This window comes from Sulfitobacter sp. IGS-18, assembly GCF_059628195.1.
The window spans coordinates 597543-614889 of record NZ_CM184556.1 but is presented as its reverse complement, the minus strand read 5'-3'; the positions used below and the strand labels follow the sequence as shown (position 1 = coordinate 614889).

Annotated in this window: 16 protein-coding genes; 4 read left to right on the top strand and 12 right to left on the bottom strand. The window is 61.8% G+C overall.

The window, feature by feature from the left end; translation table 11 throughout:
- Nucleotides 1-6: 6 nt before the first annotated feature.
- From ACWNZ3_RS02905 to ACWNZ3_RS02895, 3 genes are all read right to left on the bottom strand, one after another.
- Nucleotides 7-1554: an alanine/glycine:cation symporter family protein gene (locus ACWNZ3_RS02905; protein ID WP_269367418.1), complete on the bottom strand. Its 1548-nt coding sequence runs from the start codon at nucleotides 1552-1554 to the stop codon at nucleotides 7-9.
- Nucleotides 1555-1570: 16 nt separating this feature from the next.
- A complete protein-coding gene (locus ACWNZ3_RS02900; RefSeq protein WP_269367417.1) occupies nucleotides 1571-2011 on the bottom strand; it encodes a universal stress protein in 441 nt (146 codons plus the stop codon).
- A 395-nt stretch (nucleotides 2012-2406) separates the two neighbouring features.
- Nucleotides 2407-3093 (bottom strand): methyl-accepting chemotaxis protein, encoded by a 687-nt coding sequence (locus ACWNZ3_RS02895; RefSeq protein WP_496901111.1) that lies wholly within the window; start codon nucleotides 3091-3093, stop codon nucleotides 2407-2409.
- Nucleotides 3094-3285: 192 nt separating this feature from the next.
- Here ACWNZ3_RS02895 and ettA point away from each other — a divergent pair, with 192 nt between their 5' ends.
- Entirely contained in the window at nucleotides 3286-4941 is a 1656-nt protein-coding gene (gene ettA, locus ACWNZ3_RS02890) for an energy-dependent translational throttle protein EttA (protein ID WP_269367415.1), read from the top strand.
- Between the two features lie 487 nt (nucleotides 4942-5428).
- Here the strand turns inward: ettA and ACWNZ3_RS02885 are convergent, their stop codons facing one another.
- Nucleotides 5429-6403, bottom strand: coding sequence for a response regulator (locus tag ACWNZ3_RS02885; RefSeq protein WP_269367414.1), 975 nt, complete (start codon nucleotides 6401-6403; stop codon nucleotides 5429-5431).
- 499 nt (nucleotides 6404-6902) lie between these two features.
- On the opposite strand from ACWNZ3_RS02885, the gene ACWNZ3_RS02880 reads away from it, so the two are divergent.
- Complete coding sequence (locus ACWNZ3_RS02880) at nucleotides 6903-7454, top strand: L,D-transpeptidase (protein ID WP_269367413.1); 552 nt, start codon at nucleotides 6903-6905, stop codon at nucleotides 7452-7454.
- A gap of 181 nt (nucleotides 7455-7635) precedes the next feature.
- Here ACWNZ3_RS02880 and ACWNZ3_RS02875 read toward each other — a convergent pair whose 3' ends face one another.
- The 7 genes from ACWNZ3_RS02875 to ACWNZ3_RS02845 all read right to left on the bottom strand — a co-directional run bounded on the left by ACWNZ3_RS02875 (nucleotide 7636) and on the right by ACWNZ3_RS02845 (nucleotide 14623).
- The gene (locus tag ACWNZ3_RS02875) at nucleotides 7636-8625 is read right to left on the bottom strand and encodes an ABC transporter substrate-binding protein (RefSeq protein ID WP_269364230.1); all 990 of its coding nucleotides are present in this window, start codon (nucleotides 8623-8625) and stop codon (nucleotides 7636-7638) included.
- A 39-nt stretch (nucleotides 8626-8664) separates the two neighbouring features.
- A complete protein-coding gene (locus ACWNZ3_RS02870; RefSeq protein ID WP_496901110.1) occupies nucleotides 8665-9504 on the bottom strand; it encodes an ABC transporter permease in 840 nt (279 codons plus the stop codon).
- Complete coding sequence (locus tag ACWNZ3_RS02865) at nucleotides 9504-10367, bottom strand: ABC transporter permease (protein WP_269364226.1); 864 nt, start codon at nucleotides 10365-10367, stop codon at nucleotides 9504-9506. Before ACWNZ3_RS02865 ends, ACWNZ3_RS02870 begins: the two co-directional genes overlap by 1 nt.
- A gap of 252 nt (nucleotides 10368-10619) precedes the next feature.
- Nucleotides 10620-11426, bottom strand: coding sequence for an ABC transporter ATP-binding protein (locus ACWNZ3_RS02860; protein WP_496901109.1), 807 nt, complete (start codon nucleotides 11424-11426; stop codon nucleotides 10620-10622).
- Between the two features lie 16 nt (nucleotides 11427-11442).
- Nucleotides 11443-12903, bottom strand: a complete 1461-nt coding sequence (hydA, locus tag ACWNZ3_RS02855; protein ID WP_496901879.1) for a dihydropyrimidinase — start codon at nucleotides 12901-12903, stop codon at nucleotides 11443-11445.
- Between the two features lie 84 nt (nucleotides 12904-12987).
- Complete coding sequence (locus ACWNZ3_RS02850; protein WP_496901108.1) at nucleotides 12988-13272, bottom strand: hypothetical protein; 285 nt, start codon at nucleotides 13270-13272, stop codon at nucleotides 12988-12990.
- 100 nt (nucleotides 13273-13372) lie between these two features.
- Nucleotides 13373-14623: a Zn-dependent hydrolase gene (locus ACWNZ3_RS02845; protein ID WP_496901107.1), complete on the bottom strand. Its 1251-nt coding sequence runs from the start codon at nucleotides 14621-14623 to the stop codon at nucleotides 13373-13375.
- A gap of 152 nt (nucleotides 14624-14775) precedes the next feature.
- On the opposite strand from ACWNZ3_RS02845, the gene ACWNZ3_RS02840 reads away from it, so the two are divergent.
- Nucleotides 14776-15393 (top strand): TetR family transcriptional regulator C-terminal domain-containing protein, encoded by a 618-nt coding sequence (locus tag ACWNZ3_RS02840; protein WP_274573125.1) that lies wholly within the window; start codon nucleotides 14776-14778, stop codon nucleotides 15391-15393.
- Between the two features lie 151 nt (nucleotides 15394-15544).
- Nucleotides 15545-15910 (top strand): hypothetical protein, encoded by a 366-nt coding sequence (locus tag ACWNZ3_RS02835; protein ID WP_496901106.1) that lies wholly within the window; start codon nucleotides 15545-15547, stop codon nucleotides 15908-15910.
- Between the two features lie 19 nt (nucleotides 15911-15929).
- Here the strand turns inward: ACWNZ3_RS02835 and preA are convergent, their stop codons facing one another.
- Entirely contained in the window at nucleotides 15930-17234 is a 1305-nt protein-coding gene (preA, locus tag ACWNZ3_RS02830; protein WP_496901105.1) for an NAD-dependent dihydropyrimidine dehydrogenase subunit PreA, read from the bottom strand.
- Between the last annotated feature and the right edge of the window lie 113 nt (nucleotides 17235-17347).

Here is a 17347-nt window from a genome sequence, read left to right as displayed (position 1 = left end):
ATCAGCCTACTTGTGCTTGACGAACTCGCCCGCACGCAGACGCGTGACATAGCTGTTCAGCTCGCGTTTCACGATCGGCATCAGGAAATACAGCGCAATGATGTTCACGATCGCCATGGAGAACAGCATCGCATCCGAGAAGTCGATCACCGGACCAAGGCTTGCCGCCGCACCAATCACGATGAACAGGCAGAAGATGATCTTGAACACCAGCTCCTTGGTATGCCCTTCACCGAACAGGTAGGTCCAGGCTTTCAGCCCGTAGTAGGACCAGCTGATCATGGTGGAGAAGGCAAAGAGCACCACCGCCACCATCAGCAGGACCGGGAACCAGGAGAACGCCTTGGCATAGGCGGCCGAGGTCAGGGCAACACCGCTGACGTCCCCGTCGGTCGCAATCCGGCCGGCCTCAGCATTCCAGATGTAAAGACCGGTTTCCGGGTCGACGTTCATCACGCCACTGATCACGATCACCAAAGCAGTCATCGTGCAGATCACCACCGTGTCGATGAACGGCTCCAGCAGGGCCACATATCCCTCTGTCACCGGCTCCTTGGTCCGCACCGCAGAGTGGGCGATGGCCGCCGACCCGATGCCCGCCTCGTTGGAGAAGGCCGCGCGGCGGAAACCCTGGATCAGCGCGCCGGTAAAGCCGCCGACAACACCCAGACCGGTAAAGGCACCCATGAAGATCTGGCCAAAGGCCCAGCCGATCTGATCGAAGTTGATCAGCAGGATGAGGATCGACACCAGCACATAGAAGATACCCATGAAGGGCACGACCTTTTCGGTGACCCGTGCGATGGACTTCAGACCGCCTGCAATCACGGCAAAGGTGACGCCCGCCAGGACCACACCGGTGATCCAGCCCGGATAATCACCCACCACACCCGCGATCTGCGCATGTGCCTGGTTGGCCTGGAACATGTTGCCCCCGCCCAGCGCGCCCAGGATCGTGAAGATGGAGAACAGAACCGCCATGAAGCCGCCCAGCGGCAGACCGCGCTCCTTGAACCCCTTGGTGATATAGTACATCGGACCACCCGAGACGCTGCCGTCCGGGTATTCGTTGCGGTATTTCACACCCAGCGTACATTCGGTGAACTTGGTCGCCATGCCAAAGAGGCCCGCGACCACCATCCAGAAGGTCGCACCCGGCCCCCCGATGCTGACCGCAACCGCGACACCCGCGATGTTGCCAAGGCCCACGGTGCCCGACAGCGCCGTCGCCAGCGCCTGGAAGTGGCTGACCTCGCCCGCATCATTGGGATCGGAATAGTCACCTTTCACCAGTCGGATGGAATGCACGAAACCCTTGAACTGGATGGCCCCGAAATACACCGTGAACACCACGGCACCGACCACCAGCCAGAGGGCGATCCAGGAAAAGGTTGTGCCCGGTACGGGCGCAAAGATGAAGGAAACGTACCAACCGGTGTAATCCGCAAAGATCTGGTTGATCCGCTGGTCGACGCCAACCGCCTCCTGTGCCGCGGCAAGGCCCGGCAGGACAGAGGCGATCAGGGTCAGTAGTACTGCGTATAGTCTGGACATGTCGAAAACCTCTGCTTCAGGGAATGATTGTGACCGGGACGCTCGCCGAAGCGACCAGCCGCCCCGTGACACCACCGAACAGGCGCTCTTTCAGACCGCGCGCACCAACCCGGCCCACCACGATCTGGCTGGCGCTCTGCGCCTTGGCGATATCCTCCAGAATATCCGCCGCATCGCCGTGCTTGACGACACCGGTCACTTCGAAACCGTCGGCCTTGGCCTGGGCGACTGCGGGGTCGATGACCCGCTCATGCGCCAGTTTCAATTCCTCTTCGCGGCGCTTGTGGCGTTGCTCGTTTTCCTCGGGTGTCTGGAATGAAAAGGGTGACCATTCAATCACGTAGCAGAGCGTGATTGAGCAATCCCCGATCATTTCGGCTCTGCTTTTGGCGAAAGCCAGCGCGCGTTCGCCGGCCTCCGACCCGTCCAGACCCACAACGATTGCGGTTTTTGACATGAGATGTTCCCTGTTGTCCCTGTGCCTTTGCAGCGGCGGGAAAACCCGTCCCTGCATGGACACCACTTCGTTTCCCCACGTAGGGCGGACATCGACCGACCCTCGCAGGTTAACAAAAGCGTAACAGAGATTTTGAATTCACATCGACTGAAAAAGTTCAGTTTCCGGTAAAAACGCCTAAAATCACCCGAATTCTCAGCCGAAAGCATCAATTTCGCTTGGCAGATGCAGTCTTGTGCAGCCGAACTGCCTGCAGAAATCTTCTCGCCTCAGTAGAATCGACGCATGTCATCGGACAGTTCATGCCATCGGGCAATTCGCGCAGATATTGAAACATCGCACGGCATCGGGCCAGGCCGGGCGTTCAGCGTGATCACGATCGGGACGGTCCTGCCTCAACCGCCCTGCCCGGTCGGGGTCGCCTCCTGCGCCAGTTTGCCAACTGATTGCCTGCCGGATTCCACCACGTTCTCGATTTCCAGCGTGATCTCCTTGGCCTGGTTCGACAGGGCCCTGATCTCCATCGCGACCACGCCAAAGCCCCGCCCCATGTCGCCCGCCCTTGCCGCTTCGATAGAGGCATTGACCGACAACAGGTTGGTCTGCTGCGCGATGGTATTGATACCCGTGGTCAACCTGTCGATCTGGTCCAGCAGGTCGCGCATCACCTCGACGGTGTCGGTCGTCTTGCGATGCTGTTCGGTCATATCGGTCAGGTAGGCGGTATATCCCTGTGCACCCGCTGCCGTCACGGACCGGCGCAGCGACAGCCGCGCATAGGCGGTGGTGTTGTCCTTGCAATGGATCGGCACTTCGCGGCTGGTGCCGACAATGCGGTCCTGCCCGGACTTGCGATGGCGGTCGACAAAACTGTCATGGGTTGCCCGCATGTCAGGGGGCAGCAACATCTTGACGTTCTTGCCGATCACCTCGGCGCTGTCATAGCCCCACAACCGCTCCGCCGCCGGATTGAAGGCAGAGATATTATTGCGTTCATCAATCGACACGACCGCGTCGATCGCGTTTTCATGCGCATTGACCGGCTGGTCGGCCTGCGCATCGTCATCCCGGGAATCGAGCATTTTGGCTCCTTTCAGGTGCAAGCTAGTGCCGCAATGCTGAAGAATTCGTTTCCGGCAGGGCGCCTGCGCAGAAAACAGCGGCGCCTGCCGAGGTATCACCTGCGCGGCCACCCTCGTTTACGACTGCGTTGATCTTGACCGATCACCGCGATATTGCGGGGCGAAACCTCTTTGACCAGACAGGAAACCGCAATGGCCGCCTATCAGTTCGTCTATCACATGTCCGGCGTCTCCAAAGCCTATCCGGGCGGAAAAAAGCTTTTTGAAAACATCCACCTGAACTTCCTGCCCGGCGTCAAGATCGGTGTCGTCGGCGTGAACGGCGCGGGTAAATCCACCCTGCTCAAGATCATGGCAGGCATGGACAAGGATTTCACCGGCGAGGCCTGGTCCGCCGAAGGCGCGCGCGTCGGCTATCTGCCGCAGGAACCCAAGCTCGACCCGACCAAGACCGTACGCGAGAACGTGATGGAAGGTGTCGCCGCGAAAAAGGCCATCCTCGACCGTTACAACGAATTGGCGATGAATTACTCCGACGAAACCGCCGATGAGATGGCCAAACTGCAGGATGACATCGACGCGCAGGACCTGTGGGATCTCGACAGCCAGATCGACGTCAGCATGGAGGCGCTGCGCTGCCCCCCCGATGACGCCGATGTTGCCTCCCTCTCGGGCGGTGAGGCGCGGCGTGTCGCCCTGTGCAAGCTGCTGCTGGAAGCGCCTGACATGCTGCTGCTCGACGAACCGACCAACCACCTGGACGCGGAAACCATCGCCTGGCTGCAACAGCACCTGATCGACTACAAGGGCACGATCCTGATCGTCACCCACGACCGCTATTTCCTGGATGACATCACCGGCTGGATTCTCGAACTCGACCGCGGCCGCGGCGTCCCCTACGAGGGAAACTACTCCGACTGGCTGGAACAGAAGGCCAAGCGCCTGGCGCAGGAAGCGCGCGAGGACAAGTCCAAGCAGAAGACGCTGGAGCGCGAACTGGAATGGATGCGCCAGGGTGCCAAGGCACGGCAGGCCAAATCCAAGGCCCGGATCAACGCCTATAACGAGATGGCCGAAACCTCCGAGCGCGAGAAGCTGTCGCGCGCGCAGATCGTCATCCCCAATGGCCCGCGTCTCGGCTCCAAGGTGATCGAGGTCGCGGGGTTGAAAAAGGCGATGGGTGACAAGCTGCTGGTCGAAGGGCTGGATTTCTCCCTGCCGCCGGGCGGGATTGTCGGGGTCATCGGCCCCAACGGCGCGGGTAAATCGACGCTGTTCAGGATGCTGACCGGTCAGGAAAAGCCCGACGCGGGTTCCATCGAATATGGCGATACCGTCGATCTGTCCTATGTGGACCAGTCCCGCGACGACCTGAATGCCGAGGATACCGTCTGGCAGGCCATCACCGGCGGGGCCGAGCTGATCAAGCTGGGCGATGCCGAGGTCAATTCCCGCGCCTATTGCTCGTCGTTCAATTTCAAGGGCGGCGACCAGCAGAAAAAGGTCGGCCTGCTGTCGGGTGGTGAGCGCAACCGCGTCCACATGGCACGCCTGCTGAAAGAGGGCGGCAACGTCCTGCTGCTTGACGAACCGACCAACGACCTTGACGTCGAAACCCTGCGCGCGCTCGAAGATGCGCTGGTGGATTTCGCGGGCTGCGCCGTGGTCATCTCCCACGACCGCTTCTTCCTCGACCGGATCTGCACCCACATCCTCGCCTTCGAGGGCGAGGCCCATGTGGAATGGTTCGAAGGCAACTTCGAAGACTATGAGGAAGACAAGAAACGCCGCCTCGGCGCGGATGCGCTGGAACCCAAGCGGCTGAAACACAAGAAGTTTGTACGTTGACCTTTGCGTAGCAAATTCAACGTGTGCGAGGCAGGGCTTGTTTACAAGCCCGCAGGCTGCTGAAAAAGCACGTTCCTGCACCCGCCCCCCCGAAACAACGAAATCGTTCTTCCACGACGCCAGCCACAACCCTTGGCGCGGGCTGAAAGCCCGGGCCGCGCCCGACCCTCCCCCCGGGAGGGCGCTTTTGGTGACTTCTCGTATCACACTGACAACATTGATATTTGTTAGGGAGGCGCTCCGAATGCGCGTCTCAATGCGCCCTCCCAGGCTCGGGCGCGGCCCTTCGTTCGAAAACGAAACGCTGAGCGCAGAAGAACGATTTACCTCCGGCGGCAGCCGTTTCCGGGTTTGTCAGCAATCTGAGGGCTTGTTTACAAGCCCGTTCGCACTCAGCGGTAATGGCTTACTTCCCTCTGTTGAACGCGAGGGTCCATCACGCACAGAAGGAACGGGCCGTTTTGATCAATGGCCCTTCCGAACCCCCTTAAGAGGCGCGTGGCACCCTGGCTTCCAGCTTGCTGAACAGGTTGTCTTCCTGCTCCTCCTGAACGCCGCGCAGCAGATCGACATTCGCCTTTTTCGTGCGCAGCATGTCGCTGGCCGACACACCCGACCACAACCGCTGATCCGACAGTGTCGTCAGCCGGATCGCCGGCGGCATCGGCGTGCCGCTTGCCGTGGCATCCCAATCCGATGACAGGCTTGCGTTGATCCCTGTCAACACGGCGTCACGGTCGAACCGTTCACGCCCCATCACGACACCCATGAAACGCCCCGACCCGGTATAGGCCAGCCGCGCTGTACGGTGCTTGAACGCATCAACAGCCGCCCCCGCGACGGCCTCAAGGTGGTAACGGAATGCCATCGGGCTGACCGCGCGGTGAATCCCCCGCAGGCCCATCACATCAATGGAAAACAATGTCATCGCATAGCAGCCTTCCGGCATCCGCAGCAGCGTGTTTTCCAGCGCCAGCAGATCCGTCACCTCCGGGTTGCTCAGCCTGACCGCCTCATCGAAGCGCAGCTTCATCTTGGCCGTCAGATCGGCCAGCGTATGCCGCGCCTCGCGTTCGCGGTGCAGGCTGTCGTTCAGCATGCTCGCCGAAACGATCCGCGCGCTCAGCTCCACGCCATCCAGCGGCTTGGACATGAAATCGGTGGCCCCGGCATAGAAGGCACGTTCCATCAGATCAGGCTCGCGGCTGGCGGTGATCATGATGATCGGCGCGGTGCGATAGGCCGCTGTCTGGCGGATCGCATCGCAAAGCTCGATCCCGCCGATCCCCGGCAACATGACATCCAGCAGGAAACACTCGAAAGGGGCAATCGGTCCTTTCAGCAACTTCAGAGCGTCCTCGCCCGACGTGCAGGTGGTCAGCTCATATCCCCGGCTGTCGGCCAATGCCCGTTCGAGCAGGTCGAGAATCACCGGATCATCATCAACGGCCAAAATACGCATGCGTTTTCCTCAAGGTTCGTCGGTTACCTGCGGCGCCAGATCGGTCATTCCGTGGCATCAGCAAAAGGTGGTGAGGGATCGGGGGCGTTTTTGCGACCAGATTAAGACAATTTTAAGATAGGCGACGACTTTGCGCCAACCTGGTCAGGAATGTGCCGTACTCGCGTCGGCAACATGTCACGCTTCCCATTTCATGCCCTAAATGCCCTTTGATTCAAGACTTTAAGGCCAGAACATGCCGAAGGGCAAAACGTCCGTCAGATCGCATCAAGGGGGCGTGAATCACCTGCGGCTGACCTTCCTGTCCGGCGCGGGGCGCGTTCCGGTTCACGGGAACTCTGTGCCAGCCACCGCGTTTCCCCCAAGGGGCGGGAAGGCCCGTCAGCTATTCCGGCCTTTGTGCAACAACCGGCAGATATTTTAAGGGCCTCCACTTGTCATCGAGACAAACGCTCTGGAAAATGGATCATCTGCCAACCCCATTTACATGGAGCATTACATGCGCCGCCGTACATTTATCGCCAGTTCCTTGGCTGCCGCCGCCCTGCCACACGCCCTGAGCGCCCAGGCCGGAGCATATGACCCGACCCCTCAGGAAGTGTCGATCAAGCGCCAGTACCAACCCGGTCAACTGCTGATCCTGCCGCGCAGCCACTACCTGTATCTCGTCACATCCCCCGGCCGTGCGATCCGCTATGGCGTCGGCGTCGGGAAGGCCGGTCTGGAATTCACCGGGACCGCGACCATCGCCGTCAAGAAAGAATGGCCCACATGGCGCCCCACCGACGAGATGATCGAACGCGACCCCCAGGCCTATGGCCGCTTCAAGGGCAACACCGATGCGCAGCCCGGTGGCCCCAGCAACCCGCTGGGCGCACGCGCGCTCTACCTGTTCCAGAACGGCAAGGACACCTATTTCCGCATCCACGGCACAACCCAGCCGAACTCCATCGGCCGGTCCGTGTCCAACGGCTGCATCCGGATGCTGAACGAACACGTCAAGGATCTCTACGAACGTGTGCCCCTGGGCACCAAGGTCACCGTTCTCTGAGAGAAGCGCCATCTTGACTGGAAAGGGGCCGGTACGATGTATCGGCCCCTTTTTTCATGCCTCTGCTCAAGGAGTGCGGCTTTCAAATCATGCGCCGCGCGCGGTGCAAGCTGCAGTTGCCACATTCAACAAAAGGGCCGACACGTTTCCGCACCGGCCCCTTCCCCGATGTCGGAAGCGATCAGTTCAGCGCTTCATCCGTGATCGCATGGGTCCAGGCGCCTTCCGGCTCCTTCGTGATCGCCGGATTCTCCTCGCTTACCGCGGAGAGCAGCGTGTTGACCGTCTGCGCGTAATCCGCCTCGTCCAGGGTGCCATTGCTGCCAGCCGTCAGCTTGGCCACTTCACCGACCATGTAAAGCTGATGATCCAGCTCCTGTGCGCCCGAGGCATCGTTTTCGATCACGATCTCGGCGGCTTCCTCCTGGTGCTCCTCGGCGTATTTCCAACCCTTCATGGACGCGCGGACAAAGCGGACCATCTTGTCCTTGAAGGCCGGGTCCTCCAGGTCATCCTCAAGCACGTAAAGCCCGTCTTCCAGCATGCCGAACCCCATGTCGAGGTAGTTGAACGTCACCAGCTCCTCCGGGGTGATCCCCGCCTGCAGGATCTGGCGGTACTCGTTGTAGGTCATGGTGGAAATGCAATCCGCCTGCCCCTGAATCAGAGGATCGGCCGAGAAGGCCTGCTTGAGAACGGTCACACCGTTGTCGTCCGCTCCGTCAGTTTCCAGACCCAGCGAGGCCATCCAGGCATAGAAGGGATATTCGTTGCCATAGAACCAGACACCCATGGTGCGCCCGGCGAAATCATCGGTGCTTTCCACACCGGTGGATTTCAGGCAGTTGACCTGCAGACCGCCGGTCTTGAAGGGCTGCGCGATGTTGACCAGCGGCACGCCACGTTCCCGCGCGGCCAGACCCGCTGCCATCCAGGTCACGATCACATCGGCACCACCGCCGACAATCACCTGCTCGGGCGCGATATCCGGGCCGCCCGGCTTGATCGTGACGTTCAGCCCCTCTTCCTCGTAGAACCCCTTGTCCTTGGCCACGTAATAGCCCGCAAACTGCGCCTGGGTGACCCATTTCAGCTGCAGGGTCAGATCATCTGCCGCCTGCGCCATCGTGCCCCAGAGGCCCAGCGCCGCACCGGCTGCAATCTTGGTCATGTTTTTCATCTTTTTACTCCCGTTGGTTGCTCTTCTTGGTTAATTCCGCTGGCTCGGATGCCAGAACGTCACGCGCTGTTCGACCAGCGCCATCACCCCGTAAAAGGCCGATCCGGCCAGCGCCGCGACAAAGATTTCTGCCCATACGAGGTCCAGCGTCAACTGCCCCACGGATGTGGAGATGCGAAACCCCATCCCGACGATGGGCGAGCCGAAAAATTCGGCGACGATCGCGCCGATCAGCGCCAGCGTCGTCCCGATCTTGAGACCGTTGAAAATGAACGGCATCGCCGCAGGCAGCCGCAGTTTCAGCAAGGTGCGCCAATAACCCGCCGCATAGGTGCGCATCAGGTCCTTCTGCATGGCATCCGCCGCCTGCAACCCCTGCACCGTGTTCACCAGCATCGGAAAGAACACCATGACCACCACCACCGCCGCCTTGGACTGCCAGTCAAAGCCGAACCACATCACCAGGATCGGTGCCATGCCGATCACTGGCAAGGCCGCCACGAAGTTCCCCACAGGCAAGAGACCCCGCTGCAGGAACGGGAACCTGTCGACCGCCACAGCTATCAGGAAAGCCGCGCCGCAGCCGATCACATAGCCCGACAAGGCCCCCTTCAGCACGGTCTGGGCAAAATCCGCCCAAAGCAGATCCGCCGAGATCCCGATGCGCGCCGCAATCGCCGTGGGGGCAGGCAGCAGGACCTGGTTGATCTCGAACCCGCGCACCACACCTTCCCAGACCGCCAGCAGCGTCAGGCCAAAGATGACCGGCGCCGCCAGTGACGACCACCAGGTCACCGGCTGGCGCGCCAGCCAGACATTCAGCAGCCATCCCAGCGCCCAGGCGGCAAGGGCAAAGACAATCCAGCCCATCAGCTCATCCCCATCCGGCGCAGCATGACACGCTGCAACAATCCGATGATGCCCACAAGGCAGGCCGCCAGCACCGCCGCCATCACCAGCGCCGACCAGATCTGCACCGTCTGCCCGTAATAGCTGCCCGCCAGCAGCCGCGCCCCCAGACCCGCAACCGCACCGGTCGGCAATTCACCCACAATCGCCCCCACGAGGGAAGCCGCCATGGCGATCTTCAGCGAGGTGAAGAGATAGGGCATCGAAGAGGGCAACCGCAGCTTCCAGAAGGTCTGCCCCCGGCTGGCATGCCAGGTCCTCATCTGGTCCAGCTGCATCGCCTCGGGGCTGCGCAGCCCCTTCACCATGCCCACTACAACCGGAAAGAACGACAGATACATGCTGATCATCGCCTTGGGCAGCAGCCCGGAGATCCCCACCGCATTCAGCACCACGATGATCATCGGCGCAATCGCAAGAATGGGAATGGTCTGGCTTGCGATCACCCAGGGCATGACGGACATGTCCATCGTCCTGTTGTAGACAATCCCGACCGCCAGCAAGATGCCCAGCCCGGTACCCAGCACAAAGCCAAGCAGGGTGGCGCTCAGCGTGACACCGGCATGATAGATCAGCGACCGTTTCGAGGTCACGGCCTTCTGCGCCGTGGTCTCCCAGACTTCCCGCGCCACCTGATGCGGCGCCGGCAGTTTCGGCTTCTTCTGCGACCAGGTATCAGCCACCACCTGCGAAAAGGACAAGCTTTCGCCCGCCCGCTGCGCCTTGTTGTAGGCCCAGGGCGCATTCAGCCAGACCGCAGCCGCATACCAGAACACCAGCAGGAACCCGACAACAGTCAACACGGGCACGACAGAACGCCTCATGCGATACCCCCCGCTTCATTGTTCCTCAAATACACCAGCGCCCCGGCCAGCCGCAGATGGTGTCTTTTGTGTATTTTAAGAACAATGAAAGGATTTGGTTGTTTTCTGCAGCGGCGGTACAGGCTGGTGAGCCGATGGCCGTGAACGATGAAGGGGGACCTCGCCTCCCCACACAAACGGCGGAGCGGACCCGGAGCGTCGTGGCAAGTTGCGGCGCACCGGGTCGCTTGACCGTCACCACACATCGCGAAGTCACACATCGCCATGCCCCGCCCGCAAACCTTCACGCACCCGGTGCGCCACTTCCAGAAACTCCGGCGTTTCGCGAATGTCCAGCGGCCGTTCCCGCGGCAGCGGGCTGTCGATCACATCGGTGATCCGCCCCGGACGCGGCGACATCACTACGATCCTGGTGCTCAGATAGACGGCCTCGGGGATCGAATGGGTGACAAAGGCAATCGTCTTGCCGGTCCGGTCCCAGAGCTTCAGCAGCTGTTCGTTCAGATGGTCGCGCACGATCTCGTCCAGCGCGCCAAAGGGTTCGTCCATCAGCAGGATATCCGCATCGAACCCCAGCGCCCGCGCAATGCTGGCCCGTTGCTGCATCCCGCCCGACAATTGCCAGGGGAATTTCTTTTCAAATCCGCTCAGCTCCACCAGGTCCAGCACCCGCGCCACGCGCGCGTCCTGCTCGGCCTTGGAAATGCCCATGATCTCCAGCGGCAGCCGGATGTTGCCGCCAATCGTCCGCCAGGGATAGAGCCCCGCCGCCTGGAACACATAGCCATAGGCCCGCGACCTGCGCGCCTCCTCCGGCGTCATGCCGTTCACGGTGACCGTGCCACCCGTGGGCTGCTCAAGGTCGGCCATGCAGCGCAGGAACGTCGTCTTGCCACAGCCAGAGGGGCCGATGAAGGAGACAAAGTCGCCCTTCCCGACGTCCAGGCTGACCCCCTTCAGGGCATGCACCGGCCCGTCATTGGTCTGGAACGTCAGGTCGAGGTTCCGGGCGGAGATAACAGGCTCCGCGGCGACAGAACCATGGTGTTCAGCAGGCATCGCAGACCCCACGTCGTCAAATCCCCGCCGGAATGTTCAACGGATCGCGCTTGATCATCTTGGGGCTGGTCAGCGCCTTCCATTTCGACAGCGCCACATTGGCGCTGGGGAAGGCAGGGCGCGGAATGAACTTGCCCCGGCCCGGTTGCGGCTGGCTGTTCTGCCCCCAGGCCCAGATCACCTCGCCCCGGCTCAGCGTATAGCGGCTGTTTGCCGTCACCTCGAAGCCCTCGAAGACATTGTAGTCCAGCACCGAATGATGGTTCGCAGGTGAAATCGTCTTGGTGATCTTCGGGTCCCAGACCACGATATCCGCATCCGCCCCTTCGACAATCGCCCCCTTGCGCGGGTAGATGTTGAGGATCTTGGCCACATTGGTCGAGGTCGCCGCGACAAATTCGTTCGGCGTCAGCCGCCCGGTCTCCACCCCTTCGGTCCAGAGCACGCTCAGACGTTCCTCCAGCCCGTTCGACCCGTTGGGAATGATCCTGAAATCATCCTTGCCCGCACGCTTCTGGGCGGTGGAAAAGGCCGCATGGTCCGTGGCCACCACCTGCAGCGACCCCGCCTGCAACCCGGCCCAGAGACTGTCCTGATGGTCCTTGCTGCGGAACGGCGGCGACATGACGCGGCGCGCGGCATGGTCCCAGTCCTTGTTGAAATACTCAGACTCGTCCAGCGTCAGGAACTGGATCAGCGGCTCGCCGTAAACCCGCATCCCCTTTTGCCGCGCCCGGCGGATCGCCTCATGGGTCTGTTCGCAGGAGACATGCACGATGTACAAAGGCACGCCGGCGGTATCGGCGATGGTGATCGCGCGGTTCGCGGCCTCCCCCTCCAGCTCCGGCGGGCGGGAATAGGCATGTCCCTCCGGCCCGGTGATGCCTTGATCGAAATACTTCTGTTGCAGCTCGGCCACCAGGTCGCCGTTTTCCGCATGGACCATCGGCAGCGCGCCCAGCTCCGCACAGCGCTTGAAGGAGGCGAACATCTCGTCGTCCTCGATCATCAGCGCGCCCTTGTAGGCCATGAAATGCTTGAACGAATTCACCCCCATCTCCACGGCGTCTTTCATCTCGTTGAAGACATTCTCGTCCCAGCCGGTGATCGCCATGTGATAGCCAACATCCGAACAGATCTGCGGTGCCGACTTGCGGTGCCATTCGTTGATCGCGTTCCTGATGCTGCCATCCGCGCCCGGCAGGCAGAAGTCGACAATCATCGTGGTCCCGCCACAGGCCGCAGCCCAGGTGCCGCTCTCGAAGGTCTCGGCGGCGGTGGTGCCCATGAAGGGCATTTCCAGATGGGTATGCGGGTCGATCCCGCCGGGGATGACATAGGCACCTTCGGCGTCAATATATTCGTCGCCTGTCAGGTCCTCGCCAATACGGACGATCTTCTCGCCCTCGATCAGCACATCCGCTTTCCACGTCCGGTCCGCCGTACAGACCATGCCGCCCTTGATCACCTTGCTCATCACTTCTCTCCCGTCTTCCATTCTTTTTGGCCTTAAATATGCCCGGGGGGGCAGCCGAAGGCTGCGGGGGCAGCGCCCCCTGGCTCAGACCGATCCGAAACACCCCAGCGCAGGCCCGTGCACGCCGATGTCCAGCGGCCCGAAATCACTCTCCACGCAGAGCGAGAAATATCCGGCCCTGGGCAGATAGACGACCCGGTAGGTGCCATCGCCGCGGCTGACGGACCAGCAGCACTGGGTGATCCCGCCCGAAAAATTGACCGTCACTTCGCGCGGGGCGCACCTGCTGCGTTCAAAATCCCGTGCTGTGCGCCGTGTCACCTGGTCTGTACTGGCCAGCGCCTCTGCCACTTCGCTGTCGAGCATCATGTCAATCCTCCGAGCGAGTGAAAGCCCCTTTGCAATCATGCGCAACCCCGGAATTTTGGAAAATTCCGGCCCGATTTTTTCCAAAAAATCGGCACCTGCCTCAACCAACGACCTCCGCTGTCTCCACCACTGCATGCAACAGCACATCGGCACCCGCCATCGCCCAGTCCTTCGAAATCTCTTCCGCCTCGTTGTGGCTCAGCCCGTCCACGCAGGGGCACATCACCATAGCCGTGGGGGCCACCCGGTTGATCCAGCAGGCATCATGCCCCGCCCCTGAAATCAGGTCCATATGGCTGTACCCCAGACGCTCCGCCGCAGCGCGTACCGCCGCCACGCAGCCCGCGTCAAAGGCCACCGGATCGAAGCCGCCCACCTTCTCGAAGGCGACCTCCAGCCCCATGTCATCGGCGATCTTCTGGCCCTCGACCCGCAGCCGCGCCTCCATGTCCTCGATCACGCTCAGCTCGGGCGATCGGAAATCGACGGTAAAGACCACCTTGCCCGGGATCACATTGCGCGAATTGGGATAGACATCAATATGGCCCGCCGCCCCCACCGCATGCGGCTTGTGCGACCAGGCGATCTCGTCGACCTTCTCCAGGATCCGCGCCATGCCCAGCCCCGCATTGCGGCGCATCGGCATGGGGGTGGACCCTGTGTGGCTGTCCTTGCCGGTGACCGACACCTGGGTCCAGCTCAACCCCTGGCCGTGGGTCACCACGCCGATATCCCTGCCCTCGATCTCCAGGATCGGGCCCTGCTCGATGTGCAGCTCGAAAAACGCATGCATCTTCCGCGCGCCGACTTCCTCTTCGCCGCGCCAGCCGATCCGCTTCAGCTCATCGCCAAAGGTCTTGCCCGCCGCATCGACCCGCGCATAGGCCCAGTCCTGCGTGTGAATGCCCGCGAAGACCCCGGACGACAGCATCGCAGGGGCATATCGCGTGCCCTCCTCGTTGGTGAAATTGGTCACAACGATGGGATGCTTCGTCTTGATCCCCAGATCGTTCAGCGTGCGGATGATCTCCAGCCCGCCCAGCACCCCCAGCACGCCGTCATATTTGCCGCCCGTCGGCTGGGTATCCAGATGCGAGCCCACATAGACCGGCAGCGCCTCGGGGTCTGTCCCCTCGCGGCGTGCGAACATGTTGCCCATCTGGTCCAGCCCCATGGCACAACCCGCTTCCTCGCACCATTTCTGGAACAGCGCGCGGCCCTCGGCATCCTCGTCCGTCAGGGTCTGGCGGTTGTTGCCGCCCGCGACCCCCGGCCCGATCTTCGCCATCTCCATCAGGCTGTCCCACAGGCGGTCCGGGTTGATCTTCAGGTTCTCACCGGGTGCAGGCATCTGCTGGCTCCTCAAAGGCTGGCGGATTAAATTTTACCATTTGGTAAAGGCACGATTGCGATTACACTGGCATCTGTCAAGAACTGCTTTTAGCATCGCAGGAACCCATCGGGGCGACTGCCTCATTTCTCAGCACCCTGCCGGAGACGCCCTTGCCAGACGGCGCGCCCAAGAAAACAAGCCGCATCCAGAAGCGCAACCGCAGGCTGATCCTGGAGGCCGCGCTCGACGTGTTTTCGCGCCACGGCTACCGCGGGGCCACGCTGGACCAGATCGCGGCAGAGGCCGGGCTGAGCAAGCCCAACATCCTCTATTATTTCGATGGCAAGGAAGACATCCATGTCACCCTGCTCAGCCGCTTGATGGACACCTGGCTTGACCCGCTGGTGGCGATGAGCCCCCAGGGTGAGCCTGTCGCCGAAATCCTGTCCTACGTGCAGCGCAAGCTCAACATGGCCCGCGACCTGCCCCGCGAAAGCCGGCTTTTCGCCAATGAGATCCTGCAGGGCGCACCGCGCATCGCGCCGGAACTGACCGGGCATCTCAAACCGCTGTTCGACGAAAAATGCGCGCTGATCGCCGAATGGATCGCCCAGGGCAGGCTGCCGCCCCTCGATCCGCAACATCTGATCTTTTCGATCTGGTCCACCACCCAGCATTACGCCGATTTCGAAAGCCAGGTCAGGATCCTGATGGGCCCCGAGGAAGACCCGCATGCCCGTGCCTCCGCCCATCTGCGCCGCATGTTCGAAGCGATGCTCAGGGTCTGAGAGGCCCGGAACCTGCTGCCGTTTCCCGGTGGCCCCCGGCCGCAGGCGCGGCATCGCGGCCAGGTGCAAAGGGGCCTTTACCCTTCCTTCACGATTGCGCTGCAAACTGCTCCCTGGGCGAGAAGCCCAATTTCACATGATCGGAGCAGAGATGAGTGTTCTACTTTTGACCAATCCATTCGCGGTGCATGGCACGGCCACGGCCGGGCAAAGTGCTGCACAGGGCACCGATGGCGGCGTCACCGCGACATCAAGCGCGGCCAGGATCGCGCCAACCAACCGCCCCGCCGATACGCCCCGGCAGGGGTCCTCGACCTCTCATTCCGGCACGGGTGCCGGTGCGGGCGGTGAGGCGGCGCAGCGCCCCGCGCTGACACGTCGCCCGGCGGATGCCACGCCCAATTCCATCCTGGCCGCGCAGATCGAAAACCTGATGCCGACCCTGGCAGAGATTTCCAGAACCATGCCGGATCCTTTGCCGACCTCGCCCTTCCTGAAAGGGGCCGGCCAGGCCTGAGCCTTGACCGCCGCGACCGTTATTCAGCGGCAGTTGCCGACGGGTTGTTCGGATGCGTTGTCCAGTTGGCATAATCCGGCTGCACCACCTTGCCGGTGCGCGGATCCGTGGTGCCCGGTGCCATCGCCTCCATCGTGATGCAATTCTCCACCGGGCAGACATTGACGCACAGGTTGCAGGCGACGCATTCCGCGTCGATCACACTGAAGGTCCGGTTCTCTGACATGGCGATGGCCTGATGGCTGGTATCCTCGCAGGCGGCAAAGCAGCGGCCGCAGGAAATGCACAGGTCCTGGTCGATCTTGGCCTTGGCGATGTAATTCAGGTTCAGCTGGTTCCAGTCGGTGACATTCGGCACCGCCGCGCCCTTGAAGTCTTTGATGCTGGTATGGCCCTTGCTGTCCATCCAGTCGGACAGGCCGCTGATCATCTCCTGCACGATCTTGAAACCATAGGTCATCGCAGCGGTGCAGACCTGCACATTGCCACAGCCCAGCGTGATGAACTCTGCCGCGTCGCGCCAGGTTGTGACCCCGCCGATCCCCGAGATGGGGATGCCCCGTGTTTCCGGGTCGCGCGCGATCTCTGACACCATCGACATGGCAATGGGTTTGACCGCCGGGCCGCAATAACCGCCATGTGATCCCTTGCCGTCAATCGACGGCTCCGGGGACATCGTGTCGAGGTTGACCGAGGTGATCGAATTGATCGTGTTGATCAGGCTCACCGCATCCGCGCCCCCCGCCTTGGCCGCCGCGGCGGGCTTGCGGATGTCGGTGATGTTCGGCGTCAGCTTCACGATTACCGGCTTGGAATAATACTGCTTGCACCAGCGGGTCACCATTTCGATGTATTCCGGCACCTGGCCCACCGCAGCCCCCATGCCGCGTTCGCTCATCCCGTGGGGGCAGCCGAAGTTCAGCTCGATCCCATCCGCGCCGGTGTCCTCCACCAGGGGCAGGATCGCCTTCCAGGCTTCCTCCTCGCAGGGCACCATGATCGACACGATGATCGCCCGGTCGGGGTAATCCGCCTTCACCCGCTTGATCTCTTCGAGGTTGGTGAAAAGGTCGCGGTCGGTGATCAGCTCGATGTTGTTCAGCCCCAGCAACCGCCGGTCCGCACCATAGACCGCGCCATAGCGCGGGCCGTTCACATTGACCACGGGCGGCCCCTCGGAGCCCAGCGTTTTCCACACCACACCGCCCCATCCGGCCTCAAAGGCGCGGCGCACGTTGTATTCCTTGTCCGTCGGCGGCGCAGAGGCCAGCCAGAACGGGTTCGGGGATTTGATCCCGATGAAGTCGGTTGTCAGATCAGCCATATCACTATCCTCAAAAGATGCGTCCAGTCCCGATGCGCATGTCCCCTGCGGTTATCGCGGGGCGCGCGCGTCAAGAATTAACCCATTGTTAATAAACAAGGTTTCGCCGCGAA

Excerpts from the sequence above, each read along its gene's own strand:
- ACWNZ3_RS02885 (WP_269367414.1), bottom strand. The coding sequence starts at position 6,403 with ATGCGTATTTTGGCCGTTGATGATGATCCGGTGATTCTCGACCTGCTC.
- ACWNZ3_RS02875 (WP_269364230.1), bottom strand. The coding sequence starts at position 8,625 with ATGACCAAGATTGCAGCCGGTGCGGCGCTGGGCCTCTGGGGCACGATG.
- ACWNZ3_RS02845 (WP_496901107.1), bottom strand. The coding sequence starts at position 14,623 with ATGCCTGCACCCGGTGAGAACCTGAAGATCAACCCGGACCGCCTGTGG.
- ACWNZ3_RS02880 (WP_269367413.1), top strand. The coding sequence starts at position 6,903 with ATGCGCCGCCGTACATTTATCGCCAGTTCCTTGGCTGCCGCCGCCCTG.
- ACWNZ3_RS02860 (WP_496901109.1), bottom strand. The coding sequence starts at position 11,426 with ATGCCTGCTGAACACCATGGTTCTGTCGCCGCGGAGCCTGTTATCTCC.
- ACWNZ3_RS02870 (WP_496901110.1), bottom strand. The coding sequence starts at position 9,504 with ATGGGCTGGATTGTCTTTGCCCTTGCCGCCTGGGCGCTGGGATGGCTG.
- ACWNZ3_RS02865 (WP_269364226.1), bottom strand. The coding sequence starts at position 10,367 with ATGAGGCGTTCTGTCGTGCCCGTGTTGACTGTTGTCGGGTTCCTGCTG.
- ACWNZ3_RS02905 (WP_269367418.1), bottom strand. The coding sequence starts at position 1,554 with ATGTCCAGACTATACGCAGTACTACTGACCCTGATCGCCTCTGTCCTG.
- ACWNZ3_RS02895 (WP_496901111.1), bottom strand. The coding sequence starts at position 3,093 with ATGCTCGATTCCCGGGATGACGATGCGCAGGCCGACCAGCCGGTCAAT.
- ACWNZ3_RS02850 (WP_496901108.1), bottom strand. The coding sequence starts at position 13,272 with ATGATGCTCGACAGCGAAGTGGCAGAGGCGCTGGCCAGTACAGACCAG.
- ettA (WP_269367415.1), top strand. The coding sequence starts at position 3,286 with ATGGCCGCCTATCAGTTCGTCTATCACATGTCCGGCGTCTCCAAAGCC.
- ACWNZ3_RS02900 (WP_269367417.1), bottom strand. The coding sequence starts at position 2,011 with ATGTCAAAAACCGCAATCGTTGTGGGTCTGGACGGGTCGGAGGCCGGC.
- preA (WP_496901105.1), bottom strand. The coding sequence starts at position 17,234 with ATGGCTGATCTGACAACCGACTTCATCGGGATCAAATCCCCGAACCCG.
- ACWNZ3_RS02835 (WP_496901106.1), top strand. The coding sequence starts at position 15,545 with ATGAGTGTTCTACTTTTGACCAATCCATTCGCGGTGCATGGCACGGCC.
- hydA (WP_496901879.1), bottom strand. The coding sequence starts at position 12,903 with ATGAGCAAGGTGATCAAGGGCGGCATGGTCTGTACGGCGGACCGGACG.